The sequence below is a fragment of the Rickettsia australis str. Phillips genome, from assembly GCF_000273745.1.
GTDB lineage: Bacteria > Pseudomonadota > Alphaproteobacteria > Rickettsiales > Rickettsiaceae > Rickettsia > Rickettsia australis.
In genome coordinates this window covers 1-22480 of the sequence record NZ_AKVZ01000026.1, presented here as the reverse complement: position 1 = coordinate 22480, position 22480 = coordinate 1, and the positions used below count along the sequence as shown (strand labels likewise).

Here is a 22480-nt window from a genome sequence, read left to right as displayed (position 1 = left end):
CCCGCGAAAGCTGGAATGATATAGGTATCCACGCAACAAGACCTTGCGAGCAGCAGTAGGCTGCGTGGCAATCTAGAAAATAATTAAAAAAATTCTGTAGATCAGAATTTTTTTCTTCTTTGCTTCGTCAATTACTTACGTCATTTCCTTGCAATGACGGAAAAATCGATCCACGCAATAACGCCGACTTGATCACTTACCTAATAGGCAAAAAGTTATGAATATAGAAATTACAGAGCTTTTAGCAAAAGAACTTATTGCAGCACAATTCCCTAATTGGGCTAATTTATCAATTAAACCTGTTGAATTTAGTGGTCATGATAATAGAACCTTTCATTTAGGCGATGAAATGTTAATTAGATTACCAGGTGCAGAAAAATATGTAGATGCGGTTTCAAAAGAGCAAAAATGGTTACCAGTATTAGCTCCTAATTTGCTATTTCATATCCCTAAGCCTTTAGCTTTAGGTAAACCTTCAAAAAATTATCCTTGGAATTGGTCAATATATAAATGGATTAAAGGAAAAAGTGTAAATAGCTTTGATGCCTAGCAGTTTAAATTTATCTCTCATTGCTTCTGATCTAGTAAAATTGCTAAATGAATTACATAAGATTGATGTAACTGATGGACCTATCCCAGGTACTCATAATTTTTGGCGTGGGGTAATCTTGCAGTTTATAACCTTGAGACAAAATCAGCAATTAAAAACTTAAAAAATTTGGTTGATGCAGATAAAGCTCTATCTGTATAGGAAAAAGCATTAAATTCTCAGTGGAATAAAAAACCTGTATGGATTCATGGTGATTTTGCAAGCGGTAATATTATTATAAAAAATGGCAAACTTGATGCAATAATAGATTTTGGAGGTATGATTGTTGGCGATCCTGCTTGTGATTTAGTAATAATTTGGACTTTTTTTCAAAATGAAGCAAGAAAAGTTTTTAAAGAAAAATGAGCCTTAGATGATGATACTTGGGATTAGAGAAGAGGCTGAGCTTTGTGGAAAGCTTTAATTGCTTCACTAGATGGTCTTTATGCTGTTAAGAATTTACAAATTATTCATGATATTTTATATGAGCATGAAAAGTTATGATTGAGATAGGTATTTATTAAATACTATATCAATGAGTAATAGATATCTGCACAGTATATAATAAAGAATATTAGCATTAGTGGTGATTAGATTTTAACTAAAGTTTTGTAATGGTTATAAGCTGCAAAAAAAGGATCTAGATATAGATATATAGAACAAAAATAACAAAAATAAAATAATTTCAAAATTGTAGTTGACATGGCTGATTATATTGCATATAATTACACCTATCCAAAGCGATAAATGCAAAAAAATCGTAGCTGTTTTTAAAAGTAAATAATTAGATATAGATAGTGACAGTAAACATGTACATATCACAAAAGTGATAATTAAATCTGTCAATTTTTTAAAGTAAAACTGACAGAATCAAACTTGAGAGTTTGATCCTGGCTCAGAACGAACGCTATCGGTATGCTTAACACATGCAAGTCGGACGGACTAATTGGGGGTTTACTCTAATTAGTTAGTGGCAGACGGGTGAGTAACACGTGGGAATCTGCCCATCAGTACGGAATAACTTTTAGAAATAAAAGCTAATACCGTATATTCTCTACGGAGGAAAGATTTATCGCTGATGGATGAGCCCGCGTCAGATTAGGTAGTTGGTGAGGTAACGGCTCACCAAGCCGACGATCTGTAGCTGGTCTGAGAGGATGATCAGCCACACTGGGACTGAGACACGGCCCAGACTCCTACGGGAGGCAGCAGTGGGGAATATTGGACAATGGGCGAAAGCCTGATCCAGCAATACCGAGTGAGTGATGAAGGCCCTAGGGTTGTAAAGCTCTTTTAGCAAGGAAGATAATGACGTTACTTGCAGAAAAAGCCCCGGCTAACTCCGTGCCAGCAGCCGCGGTAAGACGGAGGGGGCTAGCGTTGTTCGGAATTACTGGGCGTAAAGAGTGCGTAGGCGGTTTAGTAAGTTGGAAGTGAAAGCCCGGGGCTTAACCTCGGAATTGCTTTCAAAACTACTAATCTAGAGTGTAGTAGGGGATGATGGAATTCCTAGTGTAGAGGTGAAATTCTTAGATATTAGGAGGAACACCGGTGGCGAAGGCGGTCATCTGGGCTACAACTGACGCTGATGCACGAAAGCGTGGGGAGCAAACAGGATTAGATACCCTGGTAGTCCACGCCGTAAACGATGAGTGCTAGATATCGGAAGATTTTCTTTCGGTTTCGCAGCTAACGCATTAAGCACTCCGCCTGGGGAGTACGGTCGCAAGATTAAAACTCAAAGGAATTGACGGGGGCTCGCACAAGCGGTGGAGCATGCGGTTTAATTCGATGTTACGCGAAGAACCTTACCAACCCTTGACATGGTGGTTGCGGATCGCAGAGATGCTTTCCTTCAGCTCGGCTGGACCACACACAGGTGTTGCATGGCTGTCGTCAGCTCGTGTCGTGAGATGTTGGGTTAAGTCCCGCAACGAGCGCAACCCTCATTCTTATTTGCCAGCGGGTAATGCCGGGAACTATAAGAAAACTGCCGGTGATAAGCCGGAGGAAGGTGGGGACGACGTCAAGTCATCATGGCCCTTACGGGTTGGGCTACACGCGTGCTACAATGGTGTTTACAGAGGGAAGCAAGACGGCGACGTGGAGCAAATCCCTAAAAGACATCTCAGTTCGGATTGTTCTCTGCAACTCGAGAGCATGAAGTTGGAATCGCTAGTAATCGCGGATCAGCATGCCGCGGTGAATACGTTCTCGGGCCTTGTACACACTGCCCGTCACGCCATGGGAGTTGGTTTTACCTGAAGGTGGTGAGCTAACGCAAGAGGCAGCCAACCACGGTAAAATTAGCGACTGGGGTGAAGTCGTAACAAGGTAGCCGTAGGGGAACCTGCGGCTGGATTACCTCCTTAAAGACTAAATTAGTATATTGCTTATATTTACATAAGTAATTATAAGTAATTACTCAGTCCAAATATTTACTGTCACTATCTTTAACTAATTGTTTGCTTTTAAGGCTATAATTTTCTTTTTTCAATTTCCTGTATCTCTTTTCAAAAACAATACTATCTTTTCTAAAAACAATTAAATTAGTGAGTAACAAAACTTATTTGCTTCTGTACTCATTAGAATTATTGTATATACTTTTTCTGAAGGTCTTTGTCCACAAAGCTCAGTAATTTTTGACATATTTTTTATATTAATAATATCTTTCTATTAAAATTTAAAATTTTGGAGATATTTGGATTAACTTATGAGAATTTCTAAATCCCAGGCAAAGATACTTTTTTCAGCATTAGATGAATGGAATAACACTGGTTTACTTGATGATCATACGACTATATTACTTAAAAACGATATAGAAATATTAAATTTTGATTGGAAGAAATTAGCTAGATATTCTTTTTGGGTTTCTTGAATATGTATAGTTATTGCTATTAATGCTATTTTGTCTGATCGTTATCTACGAGAATTATTAGAATATATTTTTAATGCTCCGTATCTGCTGAAATTTATTACCTTATCAACTTTATCGGGAGTAATTTTATTTTATTGGTTTTAAAAGACAGCAATAAAAACCAGCGCAAATTTTTAGCAATGGGGCAATATTATTTTTAGGGGTCTAACCACTGCTTGTGCTATTTATCAACTAGAAAAGCATTTGATTCAGGGAGTGGACATTTTTCCATTTTATTGCTTTTATCTTTATGCCATATTAAGATATTTCTCTAAATCAAATTTAATTTGGTGTTTTGCTTTAATTACACTAGGTAGTTGGATGGGAGCAGAAACCGGGTATATGTCAGGATGGGGAGCATATTACTTAGGTATGAATTTATCCATTACGTTTTATATTATTTGGAGGAATCTTAACATTTTCTGCTCTTGCACTAGAGGAAAATAAAAAATTCAATCATTTTACTCAAGTAACTCTTGTAGTTGGTTTATTATATTCATTTATTGCAATGTGGTTATTATCAATATTTGGAAATTATGACCCTGAAGATTATTACTTAAAGTCGATAAAGCCGATAGAATTATTTCATTGGTCTTTATTATTTGCCTTAATGTCCGGAGCAGTATCACGGTTTAAAACAAGATAATTCGAGCACTAAAGGATTTGGAGTTACTTTTTTATTTATTAATTTATATACAAGATTTTTTGAATATTTTTGGAATACAACTCATAAATCAGTATTTTTTACAATTCTAGGAATAAGCTTTTGGTGACTTGGAAGCAAAGCAGAGAAAATTTGGAATCTTACTGCAAAAAATAATTAATATATCAAGTTCTGCTTTTATAAGGAACGTATATATTCAGATAGAACTTAAAAAAAACTAGCAGCAATATCTTTGTCAGCTCTTGGATGCCGAACATTTAATAACTTTTGTCATTCTTCGTCTTGTGGACTCTTTGCTTTCTTTAGCTGCAAATTATAAGAAAGTACTTTTTAAGCAATAATATATAAATTAATTATTTTTAATTCATAAAATATCTTAATAAAATATAATAAATGTCCTACAATGGTATTAAAAAATATTAAGGATAAAATATATGAATTATTTAGGATATGGTGGTATTTCTCTTGGAACAATACTTGCAATAGCAATATCATTTAATGTGAATAAATCAATATTATGAGCTATCATTCATGGATTTTTTGGATGGTTTTATATTGTATATTATTTGTTATTTAGAAAATAGACTTCTTGCATGATCTCTTTCTAAAGGTGATTTGTACGTTAATCCAGTACTCACAAGGCATTGCCTGCGTGGATCAATTTCATCTCTGTCATCCCCGTGGCTTGACCACGGGATCCAGTTAAAAATACTAAAATTATTAGTATTTTTTATTGTTTTTATAGACCTAGTTAGCAAGTGAACTAGGTAACACAGTGAGTTTTACCGGTCTATGCAACAATACCTCCGTGCATCCTCACATATTTATATACGCTCGGTGGCAAGTGCTTTCGTGTTTTTTTCAAATCGCTCTTTCTAATATATGTTATGTAAGAAGTCTAATAATAATAATAGGAATCATCTACGAGAATAAAAGCTTTAAGTTGCTTTAAAGAGTAAAGTTTGTTAATCTCTACAAAAACATATTTGAGATTATATGATAACTACATATTTAAAGGAAAATAATTCTATAGTAAAAAATGAAGAATATATTATTAATGAATCCACATTATGGATTGATTTATTCAATATAACAGATAAAGAAAAAGTAATAGTAAAAAATACATTAAATATAGAAATACCGACTTTAAAGGACATATCGCAAATTGAGATTTCCGAGAGGTTATATGTTGAAAATGAGGCGTTATATCTAACTATTACGGAGCTCGTGAATAAAGAGCAAGAATTTCCTGAAACACATTCTATAGTATTTATTTTGTATAAAGGTTGTCTTATAACAGTTCGTTACGTAGAATTAATACCCTTTAATGACTGTATAAATAAATTTGCTAAGCAGCTTAATAACAAACATAATGCAGCAAATATTTTATTTATGTTACTTCGTAATATGGTCACAAGATTATCGAATATTGTACAGTCGATTAGTATGGATATTGATGCTTATGGACGTTTAATACTTGATAATAACATTAATGATTTGCGTATAGATCATACTAATGTATTAAAGAAAATAGGTCGAAAAGGTGATTTACTTTCTAAAAGTCGTGAGTGTTTATTTTCTTTAACTATGGCTATTCAATATATTTTAAAATCTCCACAAATAACTCAAAATAAAGCATCTAAGGATCTATTAGATACATTGCTTCGAGACGTAGACTCAATAATTAATTTTTCACAATTTATATCTAGTGAGATTGCAAGAACTCTAGATGCAGCACTAGGTATGATCGCTATTGAACAAAATAATATTATTAAAATTTTCTCGTTGGTTACTATATTTTTTCTCCCACCCACTTTAATAGCCAGTATTTACGGCATGAATTTTACTGTAATGCCTGAGCTTAAATTACCGTATGGTTATCCTATAGCCTTATTCTTAATGCTATTATCTACAATTATTACCTATAAATATTTTAAGAAACGGCAGTGGTTGTAAGTTTTTATTGATAATAGTTTGAGAGAATCTTACATAAAAATCAATTACCGTATTTTATAGTCAATTGATTTGGACTCACCTCCATCATTACTCGTCACTTTCCTATTAGTTATAGGCTTCGCTCGTTATATGAAAATCCAATTGAAGACTATATGACATTGACACTATCTTAATTAATTATTACATTACCAAAAGTTAAAATTTCTTAAATTTCAATTTAATACTAATTAGGATTTGAATATGAGCGAATTAGGTTTTAAAGTAGAAAAGACAAGTTTTATAGTAAGTGTTATTGATGCTATTGAAGAGTATATAAAAGCAGAATTTTTATTTGACTATAACCAATCAATGCCTATTGAGAATGTTGAGGTTATGAAAGAGTTTTTCAGATTAAAATCAGAATTTAGAAAATATATTAAAGAATAAAAGAAAAAATTGTAGAAATAGAGAACAAAATAGAGCGTATTAAAGTCAACCTGAAAATGAAGAAGAAAAAGAGGCTTATAACTGTAAGAGTAATGAATTAAGGCAAAAAGAAATAGAAAATGCTTATAAGAAAAAACAAGATACGGAAAGTATAGACAGTTTTAAACAATTAGATGCAAAGGTACAAGCGTTAAGAGCTAAATCATTAATAGAAAAGATGGAAGATTATTTTTTAGTTAAAGAGAAAATATTAAGTCCAGAAGAAATGAAAACTATTATTTCAAATCATGAATTATTAAATACATTAGCTAGTTATAATGATATGGCTAATGCAAATGCAGTAACAAAATTATTTGAAATTGCTCATAATTATTATGAAGATGATAAGCAAAAAGGCATAAATGAACTTGGAGCAATAAACTATACAAAAGCAACTTAGTTTTAAAGATATTGATTACGTAGTTGGTAATGAGTTAGATAAATTATGTGAGTTAATAGCAGGAAATAGTAGGATTCTTACTCTTAATAATGATCAGGTCCATAAAGGTAATGATTTTTTTGATTTAGCAATATTAGCTAGGTTAGAAGAAACTCTCAAAAAATTATCCGATGATTTCATGGTAAATGATGAGCGAATAAAATTCTATAGAACACTAACAGAGGAAAATGATAAAAAATTCTTTTTTGAAAATTGGAAGTTAATAAAATGGTTTTTTAATTCTATAACTTATAAGGAACTATTGCAGTTGTTACCTAGTAGAGATTTTTTATTAGATCTCTTAAAAGATAAAAATCTATATAAACTAGCAGAAAAAATGACTATTTCTAACAATGAGTTACTTGAAATGTCAAAAGAGGCACAAGAAAATTATTTAAAAGAAATAAAAATTGAAGATTGTTTAGATATTCATTTAGATTCTATGATAAATACTCTTAGACTTGTTCTAGAATCAAATACGACTCTTACTAATATCTCATTCAATTCTGATACTACCGTAATTATAGAAACAGGAAAATCTTTGAATATCGCTGGTCTACTAACTATAAGGTTAGGAAGTACTTTAAATATATCAGGTGAGGGTACACTAATTCTAGGATCAAATATTGTGTCAAAAAATATAATAGAAAATATAAATTATAAAGGAATAACTCCTGCAATTCTTTATTGCACTCAATTTAAATTTTACGTAAGAAAATACGGATAGTAATTCAGATATAACAATATTAGGAAATACTGACCCAGAGATTTAATACACAATATCACAAAGCTCTACAAACTCGACATTGTTGCATGAATATCCAAGTCGTCATTACTGCGAAGTTATTGTTGCGTGGACCGGTTTTAACATCATTGCAAGGAAATGACAGAGTAATTGACGAAGCAATCTAGTAAAAAATTCTGATTTACAGAACTTTTTTATTATTTTTTTGGATTGCCACGCAAGTACTACGACTGCTCGCAATGACGGACAACGTTAAGCCATTCAATAAAATCTAAATATTTCTTAGAACTATTTTACTTAATTCATAATTCAAGTGTGAGAAGTTTATCTCTTCAAATCCTTTTCTTGGAATAATAATCATTGCGAATTTTATAGCATTAAGCTTAGAATCACTAACAATAATTCTAACTAGATGTCGTATACGCCTTTTAATTTTATTGCGAACCACGGCTTTTTTATTTAGCTTTCTGCTTACTTTGATTCCTAAAAAGGTGTTATATTTTGATTCAAGGAAGATTTTTGGAAGTTTTGTAGCTATTACTAAAATAAAATATCTCTCATGAAACTTCTTTCCAAGCTTATTTATAAGCTCAAATTCTTTTTGATTTTTTAAAGAGGTAATAGACACTTTGATAAGTCAGCTTATTTTAAGCAGATAATTTATGTCTACCTTTAGCACGACGTTTTCTTAAGATTGCTCTTCCGGTTGGGGTAGCCATTCTAGCTCTAAATCCATGCCTTCTTTTTCTAACTAAATTGCTAGGTTGAAATGTACGTTTCATAATATTTATACCGAACGAAAATAAAAATTAATTGTTATAAATTATGTCATTCCGTGGCTTGACCACGGAAGCTTGTATTCCAGTCTGTATCTTGAGATCCCGTGGTCAAGCCACGGAATGACATTGTTAAATATGTGCTTTTGCTTTTTCTACGATACTTGCGAATCCGTCACTGTTATTGACGGCAAGTTTTGCCAGTACTTTACGATCTATATCGATTTCTGCTTTTTTAAGAGCTCCCATAAACTGAGAGTAAACAAGCCCATGTTCTCTTACTGCTGCATTTATTCTTTGAATCCATAAGCCTCTAAAATCACGCTTGCGATTTCTACGATCTCTATAAGCATATTGGAGAGCTTTTTCTACCTTTTCAATAGCTACTCTAAAGCAGCTATTAGCTCTACCTCTATAACCTTTGGCTAATTTGAGGATTTTTTTATGTCGATTTTTGGAAATTGTTCCTGATTTTGCACGTGTCATTGCTTTAGCTCCGAATTAAATTAATTTATGCCGTACGGTAAAAAATATTTTTTAATGTTATATCCGTCTTGAGGACAAAGTATTGTAGTGCCTCTAAGGTTACGGATTTGAGCTTTAGTGCGATGACGCATAAAATGTTTTTTACCTGCTTGCGATGCGATAACCTTGCCGGTAGCAGTAAGTTTAAAACGCTTTTTTACAGCAGATTTTGTTTTTAATTTAGGCATGATTATTCCTTATAAATTGGTATTTACTAAGATTTCACTGTAATTAGGCATACCAAAGCCACGTAACAGTATAGAAAAATAGATAATAGTTTTTTTTATTAGTTATTGCAAGATTTTTTTAAATTTTATAAACTTGCCTTATTTAGGTTGAATAAAATTAAAGCCAAATTAATTATTGATTTTTTAAGAAAAAATGCATACCCTATATACTATAAATTCAATCTAAAAATTAAAGTACTATGAAAAATACTAATTCTTTTGAAGCTCCTACTGATACTAACTTTAAGTCTTGTGTAGAAAGTGGAAACCGATTAAATTGCATATCCCTAAAAATAGCACCGTTACAGTAAATGCTGAAATGCTTAGTTTGCTTGAGGATAGCCCTTATATTAGATTTACATGTGATAAAAATCTAGGATCAGTAATATTAGAATCAGGAAAGAGTTATAAGCCTTTTATTATACTAGAGATGACTTTTTAGGCAATCTATCTATTGCAGCACTTGATTAAATTTTTATTGAGTAAACACCTCTATTAAACTCTATGATTTTTTTAAACTATTTGCTACAATAGGGGCTCTGAATACATATTAATACTGAAAATGTTCGGACAAAATCCTAAAAGAAGCATATTAAACGGTGACGGTACTAAGTTAGAGGTACAGTCCATTTTTAAGACTATACAAGGGGAGGGCATTTTTGTAGGTTGCCCTGCAATCTTTATTAGGCTTGGAGGGTGTAATCTTGCTTGTAATTTTTGTGATACGGAGTTTGAGGATTTTAAGCTAGTAGATATAGTTGAGATTTTAAATAAAGTAGAAAGCTTGGCATTAAATTCTACAAATGAAAGATCGATTAATTTGGTAGTAATAACCGGTGGCGAGCCGATGCGTCAACCTATAGAATTATTATGTCAGAAGTTATTAGACCAAGATTTTAAAGTCCAAATAGAGACTAACGGTACGTTATATCGCTCTTTGCCAAATGAAGTGTATATAATTTGTTCGCCGAAAGCCGGTAAAACCGGTTATAGTAAAATAAGAGAGGATTTATTGTCTCAAATTAGTGCGCTGAAATTCATCGTTGCTAAAAATATTTTAGAATATAATTTCATACCGGAAGTAGGGCAAACCTCTTATAATATACCGGTTTTTATTCAACCTATGGATCAAAACAACCAAAGACTTAATGACGAAAATAATGAGTTAGTAGTCAAATTAGCACTAGAAAGTGGTGCTAGGTTATCGCTGCAGACTCATAAAATTTTAGGAATTGAGTAAAGTGTTATTGGTGGCATTGCTTAGAAATAGGTTGATAATTTTAAAAGTTTACGTCATTTCCTAGCAATGACGTAAACTTTTAAATTATCAACCTATTTCTAAGCAATGCCTTATGAGTCTTTTACAAAATACTTGAATTTTATATTAATTGAAGCTATTATAATCTTTTTTTAAGTTTAAAGTGTTGAAATAATGAGTAAAATATTAGAACTTGAAGCGAAACCTCGCACGGAATTCGGTACGGGAGCAGCAAGAGCATTAAGAAGAGAAGGGCGTGTTCCGGCTATTATTTACGGCGCGGGTAAAACACCTGTTAGTATTTCTTTGAAAGAAAAAGAAATAACTAAATATTATAGAAAGCCGGCTTTTATCTCTCAGTTAATTAATGTAACGATCGATAAGAAGCAATATAAGGTATTACCAAAAGCCGTAGAGTTACATCCAGTTACGGATATAGTACGCCATGTTGATTTTGTCTTTTTAGAAGCAAAAACCCAAAAAATGGAAGTGCCTGTAGTATATGAAGGGAAAGAAAGAGCTTTAGGCGTTAAAAGAGGTGGGTACTTTAATATAGTAAAAAGAAGAGTTACTTTATTATGTGATGTTAATAATATCCCAAGGAACGTAACTATAGATGTTACTAATATGCCTATTGCTACTTCGCTAAAATCGTCAAAAATAGAATTACCGAAAGGATGTAGTTTTGTTACAAAAAAAGAATTTGTCCTTGCAACTATAATAGGGCGTAGAGGAGCAAAAACTGAAGTTGAAGGTGAACAACAAGCCCCTGAAGCAGGGAAGTAAGATAATTTTCACGATAAGGACTTGCTTAGATACTTAAATCGTCATTGCGATGATTCGTAGGTGTTGTTGATTGACTCGTTTTATGTCATTCCCGCATAGGCCAGGAATGACATCGAGTATGTTTTTCAATCCACGCGCAATGCCGTTAGAAACGAGAATGACATTCTGAATATTCATATACTTCTTCCGAATTAATATTTCTTCAAAAATTGTCCATTACTATTTATTAGGTAAATTATTATGATTCTTGTTATTGGTCTTGGTAATCCAGGAAAAGAGTATCAATATACGAGGCATAATATCGGCTTTATTGCTATAGAGAAAATAGCAAACAAATATAATTCATCATTTAGTACAAAGAAAAAATTCAATTGCGAGATTGCTGAAGCTATTAGTGATGGACAAAAGATAATTTTTATAAAGCCCACTACCTATATGAACTTGTCCGGTAAGTCAGTGATATCAGTGAAAACATATTATAATATCCACCACGCAAAAATCTTTGTTATTCATGATGATATTGATTTAGAAACAGGTAGAATAAAATTTAAAACCGGTGGCGGTAACGGCGGGCATAACGGTTTAAAATCAATTGACGGTGTGATAGGCAATAATTATAATCGCATTAGGGTTGGGGTAGGTAGACCACAAAATAATCAGGATGTAGCAGATTACGTACTTAATCATTTCTTGAAATTCGAGTATGAAACAGCAATGCAAGCTATAGATAGAATAGTTAATAATTTTGATTTAATATTAGAGAATAAGTTAGAAGAATTTAAGAATAAGATAGTATAAAAATCGTCATTGCGAGGAGATGTGAAGTCTCGACGCGGCAATCTCAGGATATTTGACGAGATTGCCACGTCGCTTCGCTCCTCGCAACGACGGGGTGGTATCCACGCAACAATGCCCCCTAGCAATGACAAAAAAACTGATCAATGCAACAAAATTTTAATTAAAAGAAAAACTGATGCCCCAAGATTTTGAAATTGTTTATGCTGAAGAAATGGATAAAGCCTATTCAGCTATAATTTGGGATGTTTTTAATCAAAGATGCAAGAGAAAAGAAAGGTTTAACAGGAGATTTGAGATCTTTTTCTTTCTCTTGCTTAGATCAAGATAAAAATTTTATTACCGGTATGCAAGAAATAAGCCTTTGGGGTAGTTGGTATATTACTTCACTGTTTGTAGATGCAAATCATAGAAACAAAAAGTATGGAAGCATATGAATGGAAAAATCTGAAGAATTAGTACGTGAGCGTTGCTATAATTTTATTGCTTTAGCGACTACGGATTTTCAGTCTAAACCTTTTTACAAAAAATTAGGATATAAGCTAGAATTTACAAGATACGGTTACGCAAAAGATTCTATAATTATTATTTACGGAAAGATTTATGATACTAAAACTAGGAATTATTGGGTTGCCGAATGTTGGTAAGTCGACGTTATTTAATGCCTTAACGGCAAGTCAGGCTGCGGATGCCGCTAATTATCCGTTTTGTACTATTGAGCCTAATAGCAGCAAAGTTTTAGTGCCTGATGAGCGTTTACAACGACTCGCAAGATTAGCAGGAAGCGAAAAAATTATTCCGTCTTATATTGAGTTTGTCGATATTGCAGGACTTGTTAAAGGAGCAAGCAAAGGGGAGGGGCTAGGTAATAAGTTTTTATCTCATATCAGGGAAGTCTATGCAATACTGCACGTACTGCGTTGCTTTGAAGATGAGGATATAACACACGTATATAACAAAGTCGACCCAATTCATGACCTTGAGGTTATTGAAACAGAGTTAATACTTGCTGATATAGAATCGGTCGAAAAGCGTTTAGCAACAAGTGAAAAACGCTTAAAGTCAGGTGATAAAACAATGGCAGAGCAAATAGAACTGTTAAAAGAGGTTTATAAAGTGCTAGCTAACGGTAAACCTGCAAGAGTGCTAAATGAAGCTTTAGGAGCTGATAATTTAAAACAATTGCAGTTAATTACTTCTAAGCCTGTTTTATATATATGTAACGTACTTGAAAAAGATGCAGTTATAGGTAATGAATTTACAAAATTAGTAGCGGCAAGAGCAAAGAAAGAAAATGCTAGAAGTGTCGTAATTTCTTCAAAAATAGAAGCTGAGATTGCTTTACTTGAAAGCATGGAAGAAAAAGAAGAGTTTTTAAAATTTATAGGCTTAAATGAAACAGGGCTTAGTAAAGTAATTAAAGAAGGGTATACTCTTTTAAACCTTAAAAGCTTTTTTACTATAGGTCCTAAAGAAGCTCATAGTTGGACTTTTAAAGACGGCACGCTTGCACCGGCTGCTGCCGGTATTATTCATACTGATTTTGAAAAAGGCTTTATTAGAGCAGAAGTTATCGGCTATGAAGATTATATAAACCTTGGTAGTGAAGCCAAAGCCAAGGAAGTAGGTAAAATGCGTTTAGAGGGTAAAGAATATAAAGTGCAGGATGGGGATATAGTACATTTTAGATTTAACGTTTAAATACTTAAAGTATTAGGTCTTATTGTGGGCTACAGAACAGTGTTGCAATATCATTCCCGCGTAGGCATTGCCGCGTCGCTTCACTTCTCGCAATGACGACCTTCAGTATCCACGACGCGGGAATGACATAAAGAAGATTTAAATGACCTAGAAATAAAAAGTAATATTATAAAAACAATTTTACCCGGTCGCTCCCTAAAAATCTAAGCTAGGCTTAATTTTATAGTGCAGCAGATTCTAGATATTGTACAGGATAAAATCGCCATGATTATTCTGTATGGCTCTTTTGCAAGAGGCGATTGGGTCCGTGATTTACCTAACGGTTACCATAGCGATACTGATATCTTGATAATTCTGAAGAAAGGTAAATATAAAGGACATGCTACTTTAAGGTTAGAAGATAATATATATAACAGATTAGAGAAGACGGGAGTAAAATAAGAAAGCAGATTATTCCATATTATTCAGAGATATAAATAATTCTTGAATCAATAGACTAGGTAAATAGTCAGTTAGAGATAGGGCATTATTTCTTCACTGAAAAAAGAAGGCATACTTTTATACGATAGTAAGGAATTTACCTTAAGCGAAGCTAAAGATTTACCTTGGAGTGAGATAAAAGAAATTGCTAAAGATTATTATGCAGAATGGTTTAGAAGCGGATGCGGATTTTTAATTGATTGCAAATATCCATTGAAAGGAGGCGAGTTAAATAAAAGTGCTTTTTATCTTCATCAAGCTACTGAAAGTTTTTACAGTAGCATTTTATTAGTTTTTTCTCATTATAAACCAAAACTCCATGATATAAAAAAGTTAGGTAGTAGAGCAGCAAATTATAATAGTGAGTTATTGCAAGTGTTTCCTATTGCAACTCCCGAACAAAAATAGTGTTTTGAATTACTAAAAAAAGCATATGTTGATGCAAGATATGATAAAAATTATAAAATTAATAAAGAGCAGTTATTGTATTTGATTGAGAGTAGCAAAATTAAAAAACATTACGGAACGAATTTGTTTGGAGCGGATTAATCGATAAGACTCGATGAACCGAAATAAAAAAATCATTTATGAAAATAATCGCTAAAATCCCGGCATGGATGCTTCTATGCTTATTTATTTTATCACCGACTACGGAAACAATTTATACTTCAGGATTACCGAGTTTAACGAAATATTTCGGCATTGACGGCGGTATCACTCAAACTACCTCTACATTATATTTTTTAGGATTTGCTCTCGGTATATTAACGCTTGGCAGATTATCGGATATTTACGGCAGAAGACCTATAGCTTTACTCGGGCTTTTTATTTATGTTGTATCTTCAATTATTAGCATTTTTGCAGTTAATATAGAAATGCTGATGATAGCTCGTTTTGTACAAGCTTTCGGTGTAAGTGTAGGTTCTGTTATTGGGCAGGCTATGGCTAGAGATTCCTATCAAGGCTCAGAGTTATCATATGTCTATGCTAGCTTATCTTCGTGGCTGTTATTTATCCCTTCTCTCGGTTCATCTATAGGTGGCTATATTATAGAATATTCAAGCTGGCATTATGTTTTTGTATTTTTTAGCCTTACCGGTACTATATTACTAGCTTTATATTATAAAGTTTTACCTGAAACAAATTCGTATATAGATTTTTCACAAAGCAGTAAATATTTTGAGGTTTTACAGGTAATTATTAAAGATAAAATCCTTTGGTTATATGCTTTTATCATCGGTGCATTTAACGGCATATATTATGGTTTTTTCATAGAAGCTCCTTTTATTTTTATTGATAAAATGAAAGTTTCGCCATCTTTTTACGGTAAATTAGCGTTTTTGTTATCTTTTGCCGCTATCTTTGGGGGGTTTTTAGGAGGATATTTAATAAAAAAACGCCATGTACACGATAAAAAAGTTATGGGTTTAGGATTTATATTTAGTCTATGTGGCTGTATATTATTTGCGGTAAATGCTTTTATATTGGAAGTTGTTGCAGCAAGTCATAGTCTTGCAATCGCTATGGTATTTGCACCGATGATGATTCACATGGTTGGTCATAATCTACTTATCCCTATGACGCTTCGTTATGCACTGGAGGATTATGCTAAAGTAACAGGTACGGCAGGATCTATATTTGGTGCGATATACTACGTAGTTATTGCTGCCGTAACTTATTTGGTTTCTAAAATACACAGCGAAACGATAAGCAATTTTGCTTTATTATGCTTTGTTTTAAGTATTAGCTCTACTGCTGCATTTTACTGTATTTGGATTTTATATAAGCAAAAGCCAGGTGTTCCTGATTAAAGATAGGAATAGTTATTATGAGCGCAGCTGTGGGCCCGTGTTGCCCGTGTGGTTCGTTTTATGTCATTCCTGTGTAGGCCCCCCCCGGGGGAATCCAGTAAAAACTATAAAAAACTTGTTTTTTAGGTTTATTTTACCAAATATGTAACTCTATATTAATATTGAAGTTATTCTCTGGATTCCTGCTTACGTGGGAATGACATTAAGAAAGTTAGAGATACCAAAAATCATTACGCTAAAATTTCATGGTTTGAGACCTCATCATCTATCCCTTCAAGGTCTATCTCTTCCTTTAAGGCTTCCATACTACAGCTACTAGATACATAAAGGCTATTCTGCTTGGCGTGGCATTTTAAGCTAGCTTCTTTAAAACTAACAATACCATTTTCAATTTCTTCTAATGTCCAATTTTTTATTTCGTGTAAAAAATTCTCTATATCTGGTTTTGCTTCTGGATTTTTTTCGATAAATGGATTAAAAAACTCCTTGATACCTGCTAATAATTCTGCTTTTCCAGGTTCTATGTCTTTTATATCTTTAGAATCTAGAGCTTGAGCTATTGGTGTATTAACTGCATTCGTGTCGTTTGCTATATTCTCTTCTTCTTCTTCAAAACCTTCATCTATTAAATCTACAGATTGATTAGCTGCTTGTTCTTTATTTAAATTATCCATTAAAGTATCACATAATCTTTGTATTTGTTTGCTATTCTCTGCTACATATTTACGTCCTATTTTTTCTAATTTTGCGATATTTTTAGGACTTACATTATCTAAACTTTCAGTCTCTTGAGTAATAGGTAATCTTATTTCAAAAAATTCATCTTCTCCGGATAAATCATTTTGAACCTCAATAGTGGAAGAATTTTCCATATTATTCATAAGCCTGCTGATTAATTTTCCTTGTACAAGCCAACCTATTACCCCGTCAAAGCAGGTTTTAGGTATGGAACTCGTAGGTTTGATGTCATTACTGAAATTGAATGCACAAACCATAGTATTGTCTAATATCTCTTTTTGCTCTTCACGTGTGAGGGTTTTCTCTTCGCGTATATGATTTTGCTCTTTATGTAGATAACCTTTTTTAAGCAACGTTAAAACTTTGTGTGCTGGTCTGTTAGCATCGAGTCCCCCATCTGCATATGCATAAGGAGTACCTGCAGCATAATTATATCCTTGCACAGCCGCTTTATCCATAATAGGTTTAAAATATGTAGGTGCAGCTGTTGTTGCAAGTAATACGTCTCTTACCCTAACATGAGAGCTATAACCGTGAAAGCTGTCAAAAATTTCCAATTTTCCACCGTTAGTAGTCAAATCATTTACTGGAATAACAAGGCGGGAAGTAGTATCATCCATTCTATTATCGCCTAAATATTTTTCTAATAATCCTTTTAAAGGCTTCTGACTATATTTATGAGTAAACAACTGCTTAACCGAACCTAGGAAATTACTAGGAAATATATCATTTGCACTTGACTTAAATATCTCAAGGGCTTCTCTAGCACTATATTTTGGTTCGTTTGAACCTGGTTCTTTCGGAATTGTTAATAATGCAGCAATAAGAGCCCCGACACTAGTACCGGCAATAATAGAAAACAGTTCAGAAATAGATTTTCCTGTTCTCTCTTCGATTTCTATAAGTACCATTAATTCAGATATACCTTTAATTCCACCGCCGGAAAGTGCAAGTACTCTATTAGTGTTTGTATTATCAATTTTTTCTGCCATAACAATACCGTAAAGATTTATATTATGCGGTAATATATAACAACAGTTACTCATTGTCAATAAATTTATCTGTATAAACTTAACAAAATTTAACTTACACAATAAAATTGTCCTACGGATTTATTGAATTCATTAGACCAAAATTTAACTGCTTTAATTAAAGTACACAATATAGGAGAACGTCATTTAAAGCTTACAAAAACTAAATCTCTTGAAAAAAAGGATTTTTCAAGAGATTTAAAGGATTTAATTGAGATAATCTACTTGGAATTTACTGAAAGCTTAAAAAATATTGAAGGGTTTTTAGCTCAAAAACAATCATCTCTCAAGAAAGTAATCAAAAAAATATTACCTAAAATTCTGCAAATTTTATGTACTAAAGTATAAAGAATAGTATGATATTGATGCTCCTGAACATATTACTGAAGCAAAATCTATAGATAACGAAGTATTAAAAGATATTACCTTGAAATTTAATCAAACTATTTCTCCTACCTCTTCTAATAAAGAGATTAAAACTTTCTTTTTCTACAAGAAAAGATATATATGTACAAATGATGATTATAGTAATCAAACTGTGGAAACCACTGCTATAGACGATAATATGAAAGAATATTTTAAACTAAGGGGAGAACATACTAATACTATACACAATTAAAAACAGTATTAATATTATAGTTTTTTTGAGGTCCAAAGATTTTATAATTTAGGTAAAATGAGTCAGGATTTAAAAATATATAGGTAGCACTATATTCATCGCTGCCGCATAAATGGCTACCTATAGCTCTTGAGTTATCTATAAAATCTAAACGATGAGATAAGCTATTTTCAGGAGCAGTAAAATATTTTGTAATATTACTATTCTTAACAATATATCTATATTTTTTATTAGCGTGGATTTGATAATCGTAGTCGTTATAGTGAATTTGCAATTCCTCTTTATAAATTAATTTATTTAAATTTTCGGGTAGAAAATACGCCATCCCCTCACCGTAACCATAATTATCTATAATTCTGTTAATTTGGTACTTTCTGAATAATCTTGAAAAAACTTCTTTTACTAAATCATTTTTTGATGGCATTTGGTATATATATATCAATGTCATACTGTTGCTTGACTACGGTCTCCAGCAGAATACCTTAAAATACTAATAATTTTAGTATTTTTTAATTGGATCCTGCAATCAAGTTAGCTAGGATGACAGAGGTGGCATGATATGACATTCAGTTCTGCAATATTTTCATCAGCAAATTAATCTCTTCGCGTAATTCTATATCGTTTTCCAGTAATTCTTCTACTTTCTTAATAGCATGCATAACCGTCGTGTGGTCTTTTTTACCGAATTTTTTACCGATATCTGCAAGACTTTTCGGCGTTAATGCTTTACTAAGATACATAGCTATTTGACGCGGTCTTGCAACTTCTCGTAATCTCCGTGACGAAGACATATCAGATAATTTAATATTATAACGGTTAGCTACTTTTTTCTGAATATCTTCAACGGTAATTATTCTTTCATTAGAACGTAATAAATCTCTTAAAATATTTTGTGTATTTTCGAGCGTAATCTCTTTTAAAGTAAAATTAGAATGAGCTATCACTTTATTTAAAGCTCCTTCAAGTTCTCTAACGTTTGAAACGATTTTAGATGCTAAAAAATCAATTACGTCTTTCGGTATTTTAACGTTCATTTGCTCGATCTTAGATTCTAGAATACCGAGTCGCAGTTCATAAGTAGTACTATGAACATCGGCAACTAAGCCCCATCCAAGGCGAGATTTTATTCGATCTTCAATATTATCTAAATCTGAAGGCGACCTATCACAAGAAATAACCATTTGACGGTTATTATCAATCAATGTATTAAAAGTGTGGAAAAATTCTTCCTGTGTACTATCTTTACCACAAATAAATTGAATATCATCAATCATCAACACGTCAACCGAGCGGAATTTCTCTTTAAACAAGATTACTTCTTTGTTACGCAGAGCTTTAACAAACTGATACATAAATTTTTCTGCCGACATGTATATTACTTTGCGGCTTGGGTTATTCTGCTTGATGTACCAACCGATTGCATGCATTAAATGCGTCTTACCGAGTCCAACCCCGCCATATAGAAAAAGCGGATTAGATTCAGAAACTGCACCTGATGATTCCGCAACAGCTCTTGCTGCTGCATAAGCTAGCTCATTTGGGGCTCCAACCACAAAATTATCGAAAGTAAAACGTACGTCAAGGGTTGAAAAGATATTTTCTGAATTAAGTTCACTACTGCCGATATCGGCAAAAGTCTTAGTAGGTAATTCTATAACTGTTTGGGTTGTTCCAGGTAGCTCTTTAGTAATTATATCAATCGACTTAATGGTATTATTATAATGTTGAAATAGTTGCAATATGACCATAGAGTACTTGGATTTTATCCAATCTCTAATAAAGTTAGTAGGAGCACAAAGAATAACGGTATTTAATGAAGACTCTATAAAATTGACTTTACTAAACCAGCTATTATATAGAGTTTCACCGTAATGATTGTAAAGATCTTGAGCCACGTGACTCCAGACATTTACATAATTATCACCTTGATCCGTTAAAATTATTTGATCAGTACTCACTTAAAACTGCCACGGTAAGTTATTTTGTTTCCAGCCTTTGTCTTGACTATTTCCTTCAAAGCCGTCACTAATATTATAACAATTTTTATAACCAATATTAGCTATAAAATTTGCCGCAATAAATGACCTATATCCTGAACGACACAGAAAAAATATTGCTGCACCTATTTTATCGTTAATAATAGATAAAAAATTATCTTCAAAATCTTTATTTAATTGTAGGCTTAGAAAGATCACCTTATTTTTATTAGCTAAATGAGGTATCCCAACTTGTTGCCACTCTTCTCTAGTTCTAACATCTACAAGGCAAGCATTATCATTTGAAATTAGTATATCATAAGCTTTTGTAGAACAGATATTTTGAACCGACATATTTACGCTTTTTTGCTGTTATTGATAACAAAAGTTAATAGAATTTTACCCATGTAAAATGGATTTATTAGAGTGTTTAATTATTAAAGCATTTTAAAATGATCTTGGTAGCTCTATAAACAAAATTTAAAATAATCTATTTTAGTTCTTTTTTGCTGCAAATTATAGGATTTGTTTTGAAATAGAAACAGCTATTGCTGTAAAAATCTTATTAATTTTCGTTAAGAAATACCTTAAAATATAAATAATTAAAATTTTGTTCATAGAACCTTAGTAACTTTAATAATATTATTATAAAAAAATTTTGCAAGATGTTATAGATGAATAAATTAAATAAAAACTCTTTACAAAAGAAACTTTTTTACCGTAGTAAAAATCGCGGTTGCAAAGAAATGGATTATATACTCGGTAGCTTTGCCGAAAAGTACCTATCCTTAATGGATGAAAAAAAACTTGAAGGCTATACTTTAATACTTGATCAAAACGATAATGACCTTTATAATTGGATTAATAATAAATCTTCTGCTCCTTCTTATCTAGATGCTGAAATAATTGATAAATTACGCAAAATAGCAAAAATATAAACTCCTGTAGAATGTTACAACAAAAATTTCCGACGGCTGCTAAATCTTTCTTTGTAATTGATAATTTTACTAAGAATCTTAAGCAAGATTTCATCTTGAGTGTGAGTAATGAAGAGGAGGCATTGCAATTATACAAGCAAGCTTTATTTTTTTCTTCTAATGAAAATATTTATTACTTTCCAAGCTATGATACTATCCCTTACGACCATACGTCACCAAATACAAATATCTTATCGAGACGTGCAGAAACATTAACCAAGCTAACAACAAATAATAATAACGGTAAATTACTCATCACTCATGTAGCAAACTTATTAAACAAATTACCGCCGAAAGATTTTTTGTCTAAATATTTTTTGAAATTATCACCTAAAATGAAATTTACTACGGATGAGCTTGCTATGTTTCTAGTAGAAAATAGTTTTACCAGAAATGCGAATAGCATCGATGTTGGGGAATTTGCGGTTAGAGGCGAAATCATTGATATAATATTGCCTGGTCCTAAAGCTTATAGAATTAATTTTAGCTGGGATTATATTGAATCAATAAAAGAATTTGATATTGATACGCAAATTTCAACTAGATCTTGTATGGAACTCGTTATTAGTCCTGCAAATGAGATAGTTTTAAATTCTGAAACAATTGGTAATTTTAAGAATAATTACTTACGAAATTTTGGAGTTAATCATACTGATAATCCTTTATATGAGGCGGTAATATCTGGCAGAAAATTCGCAGGATATGAACAATTACTCCCGTTATTTTACGATTCTTGCTCTAGTTTAGTAGATTACCTAAACAATCCTATTTTCATATTCGATAATCTGTCAAAACAATCCATTTTAGAGTTTGAACATAGTTATAATGATTTTTATTCCGCAAGATCAGAGACAAATAAACTTAAATTTAATAGTTTCTATCCCACTCTTTCACCGACTAGCTTATATTTTACCGCTTCTGAAATAACGGAATTACTAGAACAAAAAAATAATATACTACTTACTTTTGAAAACTCAGAGCAAGCTAGCTTAATTGAAAATATAG

General features: G+C 32.3%; 28 protein-coding genes, 1 rRNA gene and 3 pseudogenes. 24 read left to right on the top strand and 8 right to left on the bottom strand.

Annotated elements, in window-relative coordinates; translation table 11 throughout:
* Positions 1-62: 62 nt before the first annotated feature.
* The 11 genes and pseudogenes from A452_RS13005 to A452_RS12070 all read left to right on the top strand — a co-directional run.
* Positions 63-164, top strand: a pseudogene (locus A452_RS13005) (lytic transglycosylase domain-containing protein); the annotation flags it as partial.
* Between the two features lie 53 nt (positions 165-217).
* On the top strand, positions 218-550 hold the full coding sequence (locus tag A452_RS12575) for a phosphotransferase (RefSeq protein ID WP_014412510.1): 333 nt from the start codon (positions 218-220) through the stop codon (positions 548-550).
* On the top strand, positions 543-713 hold the full coding sequence (locus tag A452_RS10860; RefSeq protein WP_017208598.1) for a hypothetical protein: 171 nt from the start codon (positions 543-545) through the stop codon (positions 711-713). The genes A452_RS12575 and A452_RS10860 overlap by 8 nt, the downstream gene beginning before the upstream one ends.
* Before the next feature lie 80 nt (positions 714-793).
* The gene (locus tag A452_RS12080; protein WP_331270657.1) at positions 794-955 is read left to right on the top strand and encodes a phosphotransferase; all 162 of its coding nucleotides are present in this window, start codon (positions 794-796) and stop codon (positions 953-955) included.
* A gap of 506 nt (positions 956-1461) precedes the next feature.
* Positions 1462-2961 (top strand): 16S ribosomal RNA (locus A452_RS0104510).
* 341 nt (positions 2962-3302) lie between these two features.
* On the top strand, positions 3303-3467 hold the full coding sequence (locus tag A452_RS11150; protein ID WP_014412511.1) for a hypothetical protein: 165 nt from the start codon (positions 3303-3305) through the stop codon (positions 3465-3467).
* A 547-nt stretch (positions 3468-4014) separates the two neighbouring features.
* On the top strand, positions 4015-4152 hold the full coding sequence (locus A452_RS12075) for a hypothetical protein (RefSeq protein ID WP_014412512.1): 138 nt from the start codon (positions 4015-4017) through the stop codon (positions 4150-4152).
* A gap of 1014 nt (positions 4153-5166) precedes the next feature.
* Entirely contained in the window at positions 5167-6126 is a 960-nt protein-coding gene (locus A452_RS0104495; protein ID WP_014412513.1) for a magnesium transporter CorA family protein, read from the top strand.
* Positions 6127-6366: 240 nt separating this feature from the next.
* Positions 6367-6653 (top strand): annotated as a pseudogene (locus tag A452_RS13000) (hypothetical protein).
* Between the two features lie 116 nt (positions 6654-6769).
* Positions 6770-6991, top strand: a complete 222-nt coding sequence (locus A452_RS0104485; protein ID WP_014412515.1) for a hypothetical protein — start codon at positions 6770-6772, stop codon at positions 6989-6991.
* A gap of 178 nt (positions 6992-7169) precedes the next feature.
* On the top strand, positions 7170-7757 hold the full coding sequence (locus A452_RS12070) for a hypothetical protein (protein WP_014412516.1): 588 nt from the start codon (positions 7170-7172) through the stop codon (positions 7755-7757).
* Between the two features lie 289 nt (positions 7758-8046).
* On the opposite strand, the gene rnpA is transcribed toward A452_RS12070, so the two are convergent.
* The 4 genes from rnpA to rpmI all read right to left on the bottom strand — a co-directional run bounded on the left by rnpA (position 8047) and on the right by rpmI (position 9264).
* The gene (gene rnpA / locus A452_RS0104475; RefSeq protein ID WP_014412517.1) at positions 8047-8403 is read right to left on the bottom strand and encodes a ribonuclease P protein component; all 357 of its coding nucleotides are present in this window, start codon (positions 8401-8403) and stop codon (positions 8047-8049) included.
* A gap of 19 nt (positions 8404-8422) precedes the next feature.
* A complete protein-coding gene (gene rpmH, locus A452_RS0104470; RefSeq protein ID WP_014412518.1) occupies positions 8423-8557 on the bottom strand; it encodes a 50S ribosomal protein L34 in 135 nt (44 codons plus the stop codon).
* Between the two features lie 126 nt (positions 8558-8683).
* Positions 8684-9037, bottom strand: coding sequence for a 50S ribosomal protein L20 (gene rplT / locus A452_RS0104465; RefSeq protein WP_014412519.1), 354 nt, complete (start codon positions 9035-9037; stop codon positions 8684-8686).
* Between the two features lie 20 nt (positions 9038-9057).
* A complete protein-coding gene (gene rpmI / locus A452_RS0104460) occupies positions 9058-9264 on the bottom strand; it encodes a 50S ribosomal protein L35 (RefSeq protein WP_014412520.1) in 207 nt (68 codons plus the stop codon).
* 601 nt (positions 9265-9865) lie between these two features.
* Between rpmI and A452_RS0104450 the strand changes: the two genes are divergently transcribed.
* The 9 genes from A452_RS0104450 to A452_RS0104410 all read left to right on the top strand — a co-directional run bounded on the left by A452_RS0104450 (position 9866) and on the right by A452_RS0104410 (position 16134).
* The gene (locus A452_RS0104450) at positions 9866-10543 is read left to right on the top strand and encodes a 7-carboxy-7-deazaguanine synthase QueE (protein WP_014412522.1); all 678 of its coding nucleotides are present in this window, start codon (positions 9866-9868) and stop codon (positions 10541-10543) included.
* 192 nt (positions 10544-10735) lie between these two features.
* On the top strand, positions 10736-11347 hold the full coding sequence (locus tag A452_RS0104445) for a 50S ribosomal protein L25/general stress protein Ctc (protein ID WP_014412523.1): 612 nt from the start codon (positions 10736-10738) through the stop codon (positions 11345-11347).
* A 240-nt stretch (positions 11348-11587) separates the two neighbouring features.
* Complete coding sequence (pth, locus tag A452_RS0104440; protein ID WP_014412524.1) at positions 11588-12145, top strand: aminoacyl-tRNA hydrolase; 558 nt, start codon at positions 11588-11590, stop codon at positions 12143-12145.
* Between the two features lie 242 nt (positions 12146-12387).
* Positions 12388-12579: a GNAT family N-acetyltransferase gene (locus A452_RS08395; RefSeq protein WP_017208596.1), complete on the top strand. Its 192-nt coding sequence runs from the start codon at positions 12388-12390 to the stop codon at positions 12577-12579.
* Positions 12580-12789 carry a GNAT family N-acetyltransferase gene (locus A452_RS08390; protein WP_231290000.1) on the top strand — a complete coding sequence of 70 codons (210 nt, stop codon included), beginning with the start codon at positions 12580-12582 and terminating at the stop codon, positions 12787-12789.
* Positions 12746-13843 carry a redox-regulated ATPase YchF gene (gene ychF, locus A452_RS0104425; protein WP_014412525.1) on the top strand — a complete coding sequence of 366 codons (1098 nt, stop codon included), beginning with the start codon at positions 12746-12748 and terminating at the stop codon, positions 13841-13843. Before A452_RS08390 ends, ychF begins: the two co-directional genes overlap by 44 nt.
* 225 nt (positions 13844-14068) lie before the next feature.
* Positions 14069-14284, top strand: a complete 216-nt coding sequence (locus A452_RS09815) for a nucleotidyltransferase domain-containing protein (RefSeq protein ID WP_231290002.1) — start codon at positions 14069-14071, stop codon at positions 14282-14284.
* A 252-nt stretch (positions 14285-14536) separates the two neighbouring features.
* The gene (locus tag A452_RS12065; protein ID WP_231290004.1) at positions 14537-14731 is read left to right on the top strand and encodes a HEPN domain-containing protein; all 195 of its coding nucleotides are present in this window, start codon (positions 14537-14539) and stop codon (positions 14729-14731) included.
* 179 nt (positions 14732-14910) lie between these two features.
* Complete coding sequence (locus A452_RS0104410) at positions 14911-16134, top strand: Bcr/CflA family efflux MFS transporter (RefSeq protein WP_014412526.1); 1224 nt, start codon at positions 14911-14913, stop codon at positions 16132-16134.
* Positions 16135-16364: 230 nt separating this feature from the next.
* Here A452_RS0104410 and A452_RS0104405 read toward each other — a convergent pair whose 3' ends face one another.
* Positions 16365-17864: a patatin-like phospholipase family protein gene (locus A452_RS0104405; RefSeq protein WP_025999577.1), complete on the bottom strand. Its 1500-nt coding sequence runs from the start codon at positions 17862-17864 to the stop codon at positions 16365-16367.
* 123 nt (positions 17865-17987) lie between these two features.
* On the opposite strand from A452_RS0104405, the gene A452_RS0104400 reads away from it, so the two are divergent.
* Together A452_RS0104400 and A452_RS08380 are read left to right on the top strand one after the other, a co-directional pair.
* Positions 17988-18251 (top strand): hypothetical protein, encoded by a 264-nt coding sequence (locus A452_RS0104400; protein WP_014412528.1) that lies wholly within the window; start codon positions 17988-17990, stop codon positions 18249-18251.
* Between the two features lie 79 nt (positions 18252-18330).
* Positions 18331-18522: a hypothetical protein gene (locus tag A452_RS08380; protein ID WP_014412529.1), complete on the top strand. Its 192-nt coding sequence runs from the start codon at positions 18331-18333 to the stop codon at positions 18520-18522.
* Here the strand turns inward: A452_RS08380 and A452_RS0104390 are convergent.
* The 3 genes from A452_RS0104390 to A452_RS0104380 all read right to left on the bottom strand — a co-directional run bounded on the left by A452_RS0104390 (position 18509) and on the right by A452_RS0104380 (position 20852).
* Positions 18509-18946 (bottom strand): DUF6314 family protein, encoded by a 438-nt coding sequence (locus tag A452_RS0104390; protein WP_017208595.1) that lies wholly within the window; start codon positions 18944-18946, stop codon positions 18509-18511. The two genes, A452_RS08380 and A452_RS0104390, sit on opposite strands and share 14 nt — an antisense overlap.
* Before the next feature lie 142 nt (positions 18947-19088).
* The gene (gene dnaA / locus A452_RS0104385; protein WP_014412531.1) at positions 19089-20480 is read right to left on the bottom strand and encodes a chromosomal replication initiator protein DnaA; all 1392 of its coding nucleotides are present in this window, start codon (positions 20478-20480) and stop codon (positions 19089-19091) included.
* Positions 20481-20852 carry a rhodanese-like domain-containing protein gene (locus A452_RS0104380; protein WP_014412532.1) on the bottom strand — a complete coding sequence of 124 codons (372 nt, stop codon included), beginning with the start codon at positions 20850-20852 and terminating at the stop codon, positions 20481-20483.
* Positions 20853-21172: 320 nt separating this feature from the next.
* On the opposite strand from A452_RS0104380, the gene A452_RS0104375 reads away from it, so the two are divergent.
* The gene (locus tag A452_RS0104375) at positions 21173-21436 is read left to right on the top strand and encodes an FAD assembly factor SdhE (RefSeq protein WP_014412533.1); all 264 of its coding nucleotides are present in this window, start codon (positions 21173-21175) and stop codon (positions 21434-21436) included.
* Between the two features lie 11 nt (positions 21437-21447).
* A pseudogene (locus A452_RS08375) lies at positions 21448-22480 on the top strand (transcription-repair coupling factor); the annotation flags it as partial.

Excerpts from the sequence above, each read along its gene's own strand:
- A452_RS12575 (WP_014412510.1), top strand. The coding sequence starts at position 218 with ATGAATATAGAAATTACAGAGCTTTTAGCAAAAGAACTTATTGCAGCA.
- A452_RS10860 (WP_017208598.1), top strand. The coding sequence starts at position 543 with ATGCCTAGCAGTTTAAATTTATCTCTCATTGCTTCTGATCTAGTAAAA.
- A452_RS11150 (WP_014412511.1), top strand. The coding sequence starts at position 3,303 with ATGAGAATTTCTAAATCCCAGGCAAAGATACTTTTTTCAGCATTAGAT.
- A452_RS12075 (WP_014412512.1), top strand. The coding sequence starts at position 4,015 with ATGTGGTTATTATCAATATTTGGAAATTATGACCCTGAAGATTATTAC.
- A452_RS0104495 (WP_014412513.1), top strand. The coding sequence starts at position 5,167 with ATGATAACTACATATTTAAAGGAAAATAATTCTATAGTAAAAAATGAA.
- A452_RS0104485 (WP_014412515.1), top strand. The coding sequence starts at position 6,770 with ATGGAAGATTATTTTTTAGTTAAAGAGAAAATATTAAGTCCAGAAGAA.
- A452_RS12070 (WP_014412516.1), top strand. The coding sequence starts at position 7,170 with ATGGTAAATGATGAGCGAATAAAATTCTATAGAACACTAACAGAGGAA.
- rpmH (WP_014412518.1), bottom strand. The coding sequence starts at position 8,557 with ATGAAACGTACATTTCAACCTAGCAATTTAGTTAGAAAAAGAAGGCAT.
- rplT (WP_014412519.1), bottom strand. The coding sequence starts at position 9,037 with ATGACACGTGCAAAATCAGGAACAATTTCCAAAAATCGACATAAAAAA.
- rpmI (WP_014412520.1), bottom strand. The coding sequence starts at position 9,264 with ATGCCTAAATTAAAAACAAAATCTGCTGTAAAAAAGCGTTTTAAACTT.
- A452_RS0104450 (WP_014412522.1), top strand. The coding sequence starts at position 9,866 with ATGTTCGGACAAAATCCTAAAAGAAGCATATTAAACGGTGACGGTACT.
- A452_RS0104445 (WP_014412523.1), top strand. The coding sequence starts at position 10,736 with ATGAGTAAAATATTAGAACTTGAAGCGAAACCTCGCACGGAATTCGGT.
- pth (WP_014412524.1), top strand. The coding sequence starts at position 11,588 with ATGATTCTTGTTATTGGTCTTGGTAATCCAGGAAAAGAGTATCAATAT.
- A452_RS08395 (WP_017208596.1), top strand. The coding sequence starts at position 12,388 with ATGTTTTTAATCAAAGATGCAAGAGAAAAGAAAGGTTTAACAGGAGAT.
- A452_RS08390 (WP_231290000.1), top strand. The coding sequence starts at position 12,580 with ATGGAAAAATCTGAAGAATTAGTACGTGAGCGTTGCTATAATTTTATT.
- ychF (WP_014412525.1), top strand. The coding sequence starts at position 12,746 with ATGATACTAAAACTAGGAATTATTGGGTTGCCGAATGTTGGTAAGTCG.
- A452_RS0104410 (WP_014412526.1), top strand. The coding sequence starts at position 14,911 with ATGAAAATAATCGCTAAAATCCCGGCATGGATGCTTCTATGCTTATTT.
- A452_RS0104405 (WP_025999577.1), bottom strand. The coding sequence starts at position 17,864 with ATGGCAGAAAAAATTGATAATACAAACACTAATAGAGTACTTGCACTT.
- A452_RS0104390 (WP_017208595.1), bottom strand. The coding sequence starts at position 18,946 with ATGCCATCAAAAAATGATTTAGTAAAAGAAGTTTTTTCAAGATTATTC.
- A452_RS0104380 (WP_014412532.1), bottom strand. The coding sequence starts at position 20,852 with ATGTCGGTTCAAAATATCTGTTCTACAAAAGCTTATGATATACTAATT.
- A452_RS0104375 (WP_014412533.1), top strand. The coding sequence starts at position 21,173 with ATGAATAAATTAAATAAAAACTCTTTACAAAAGAAACTTTTTTACCGT.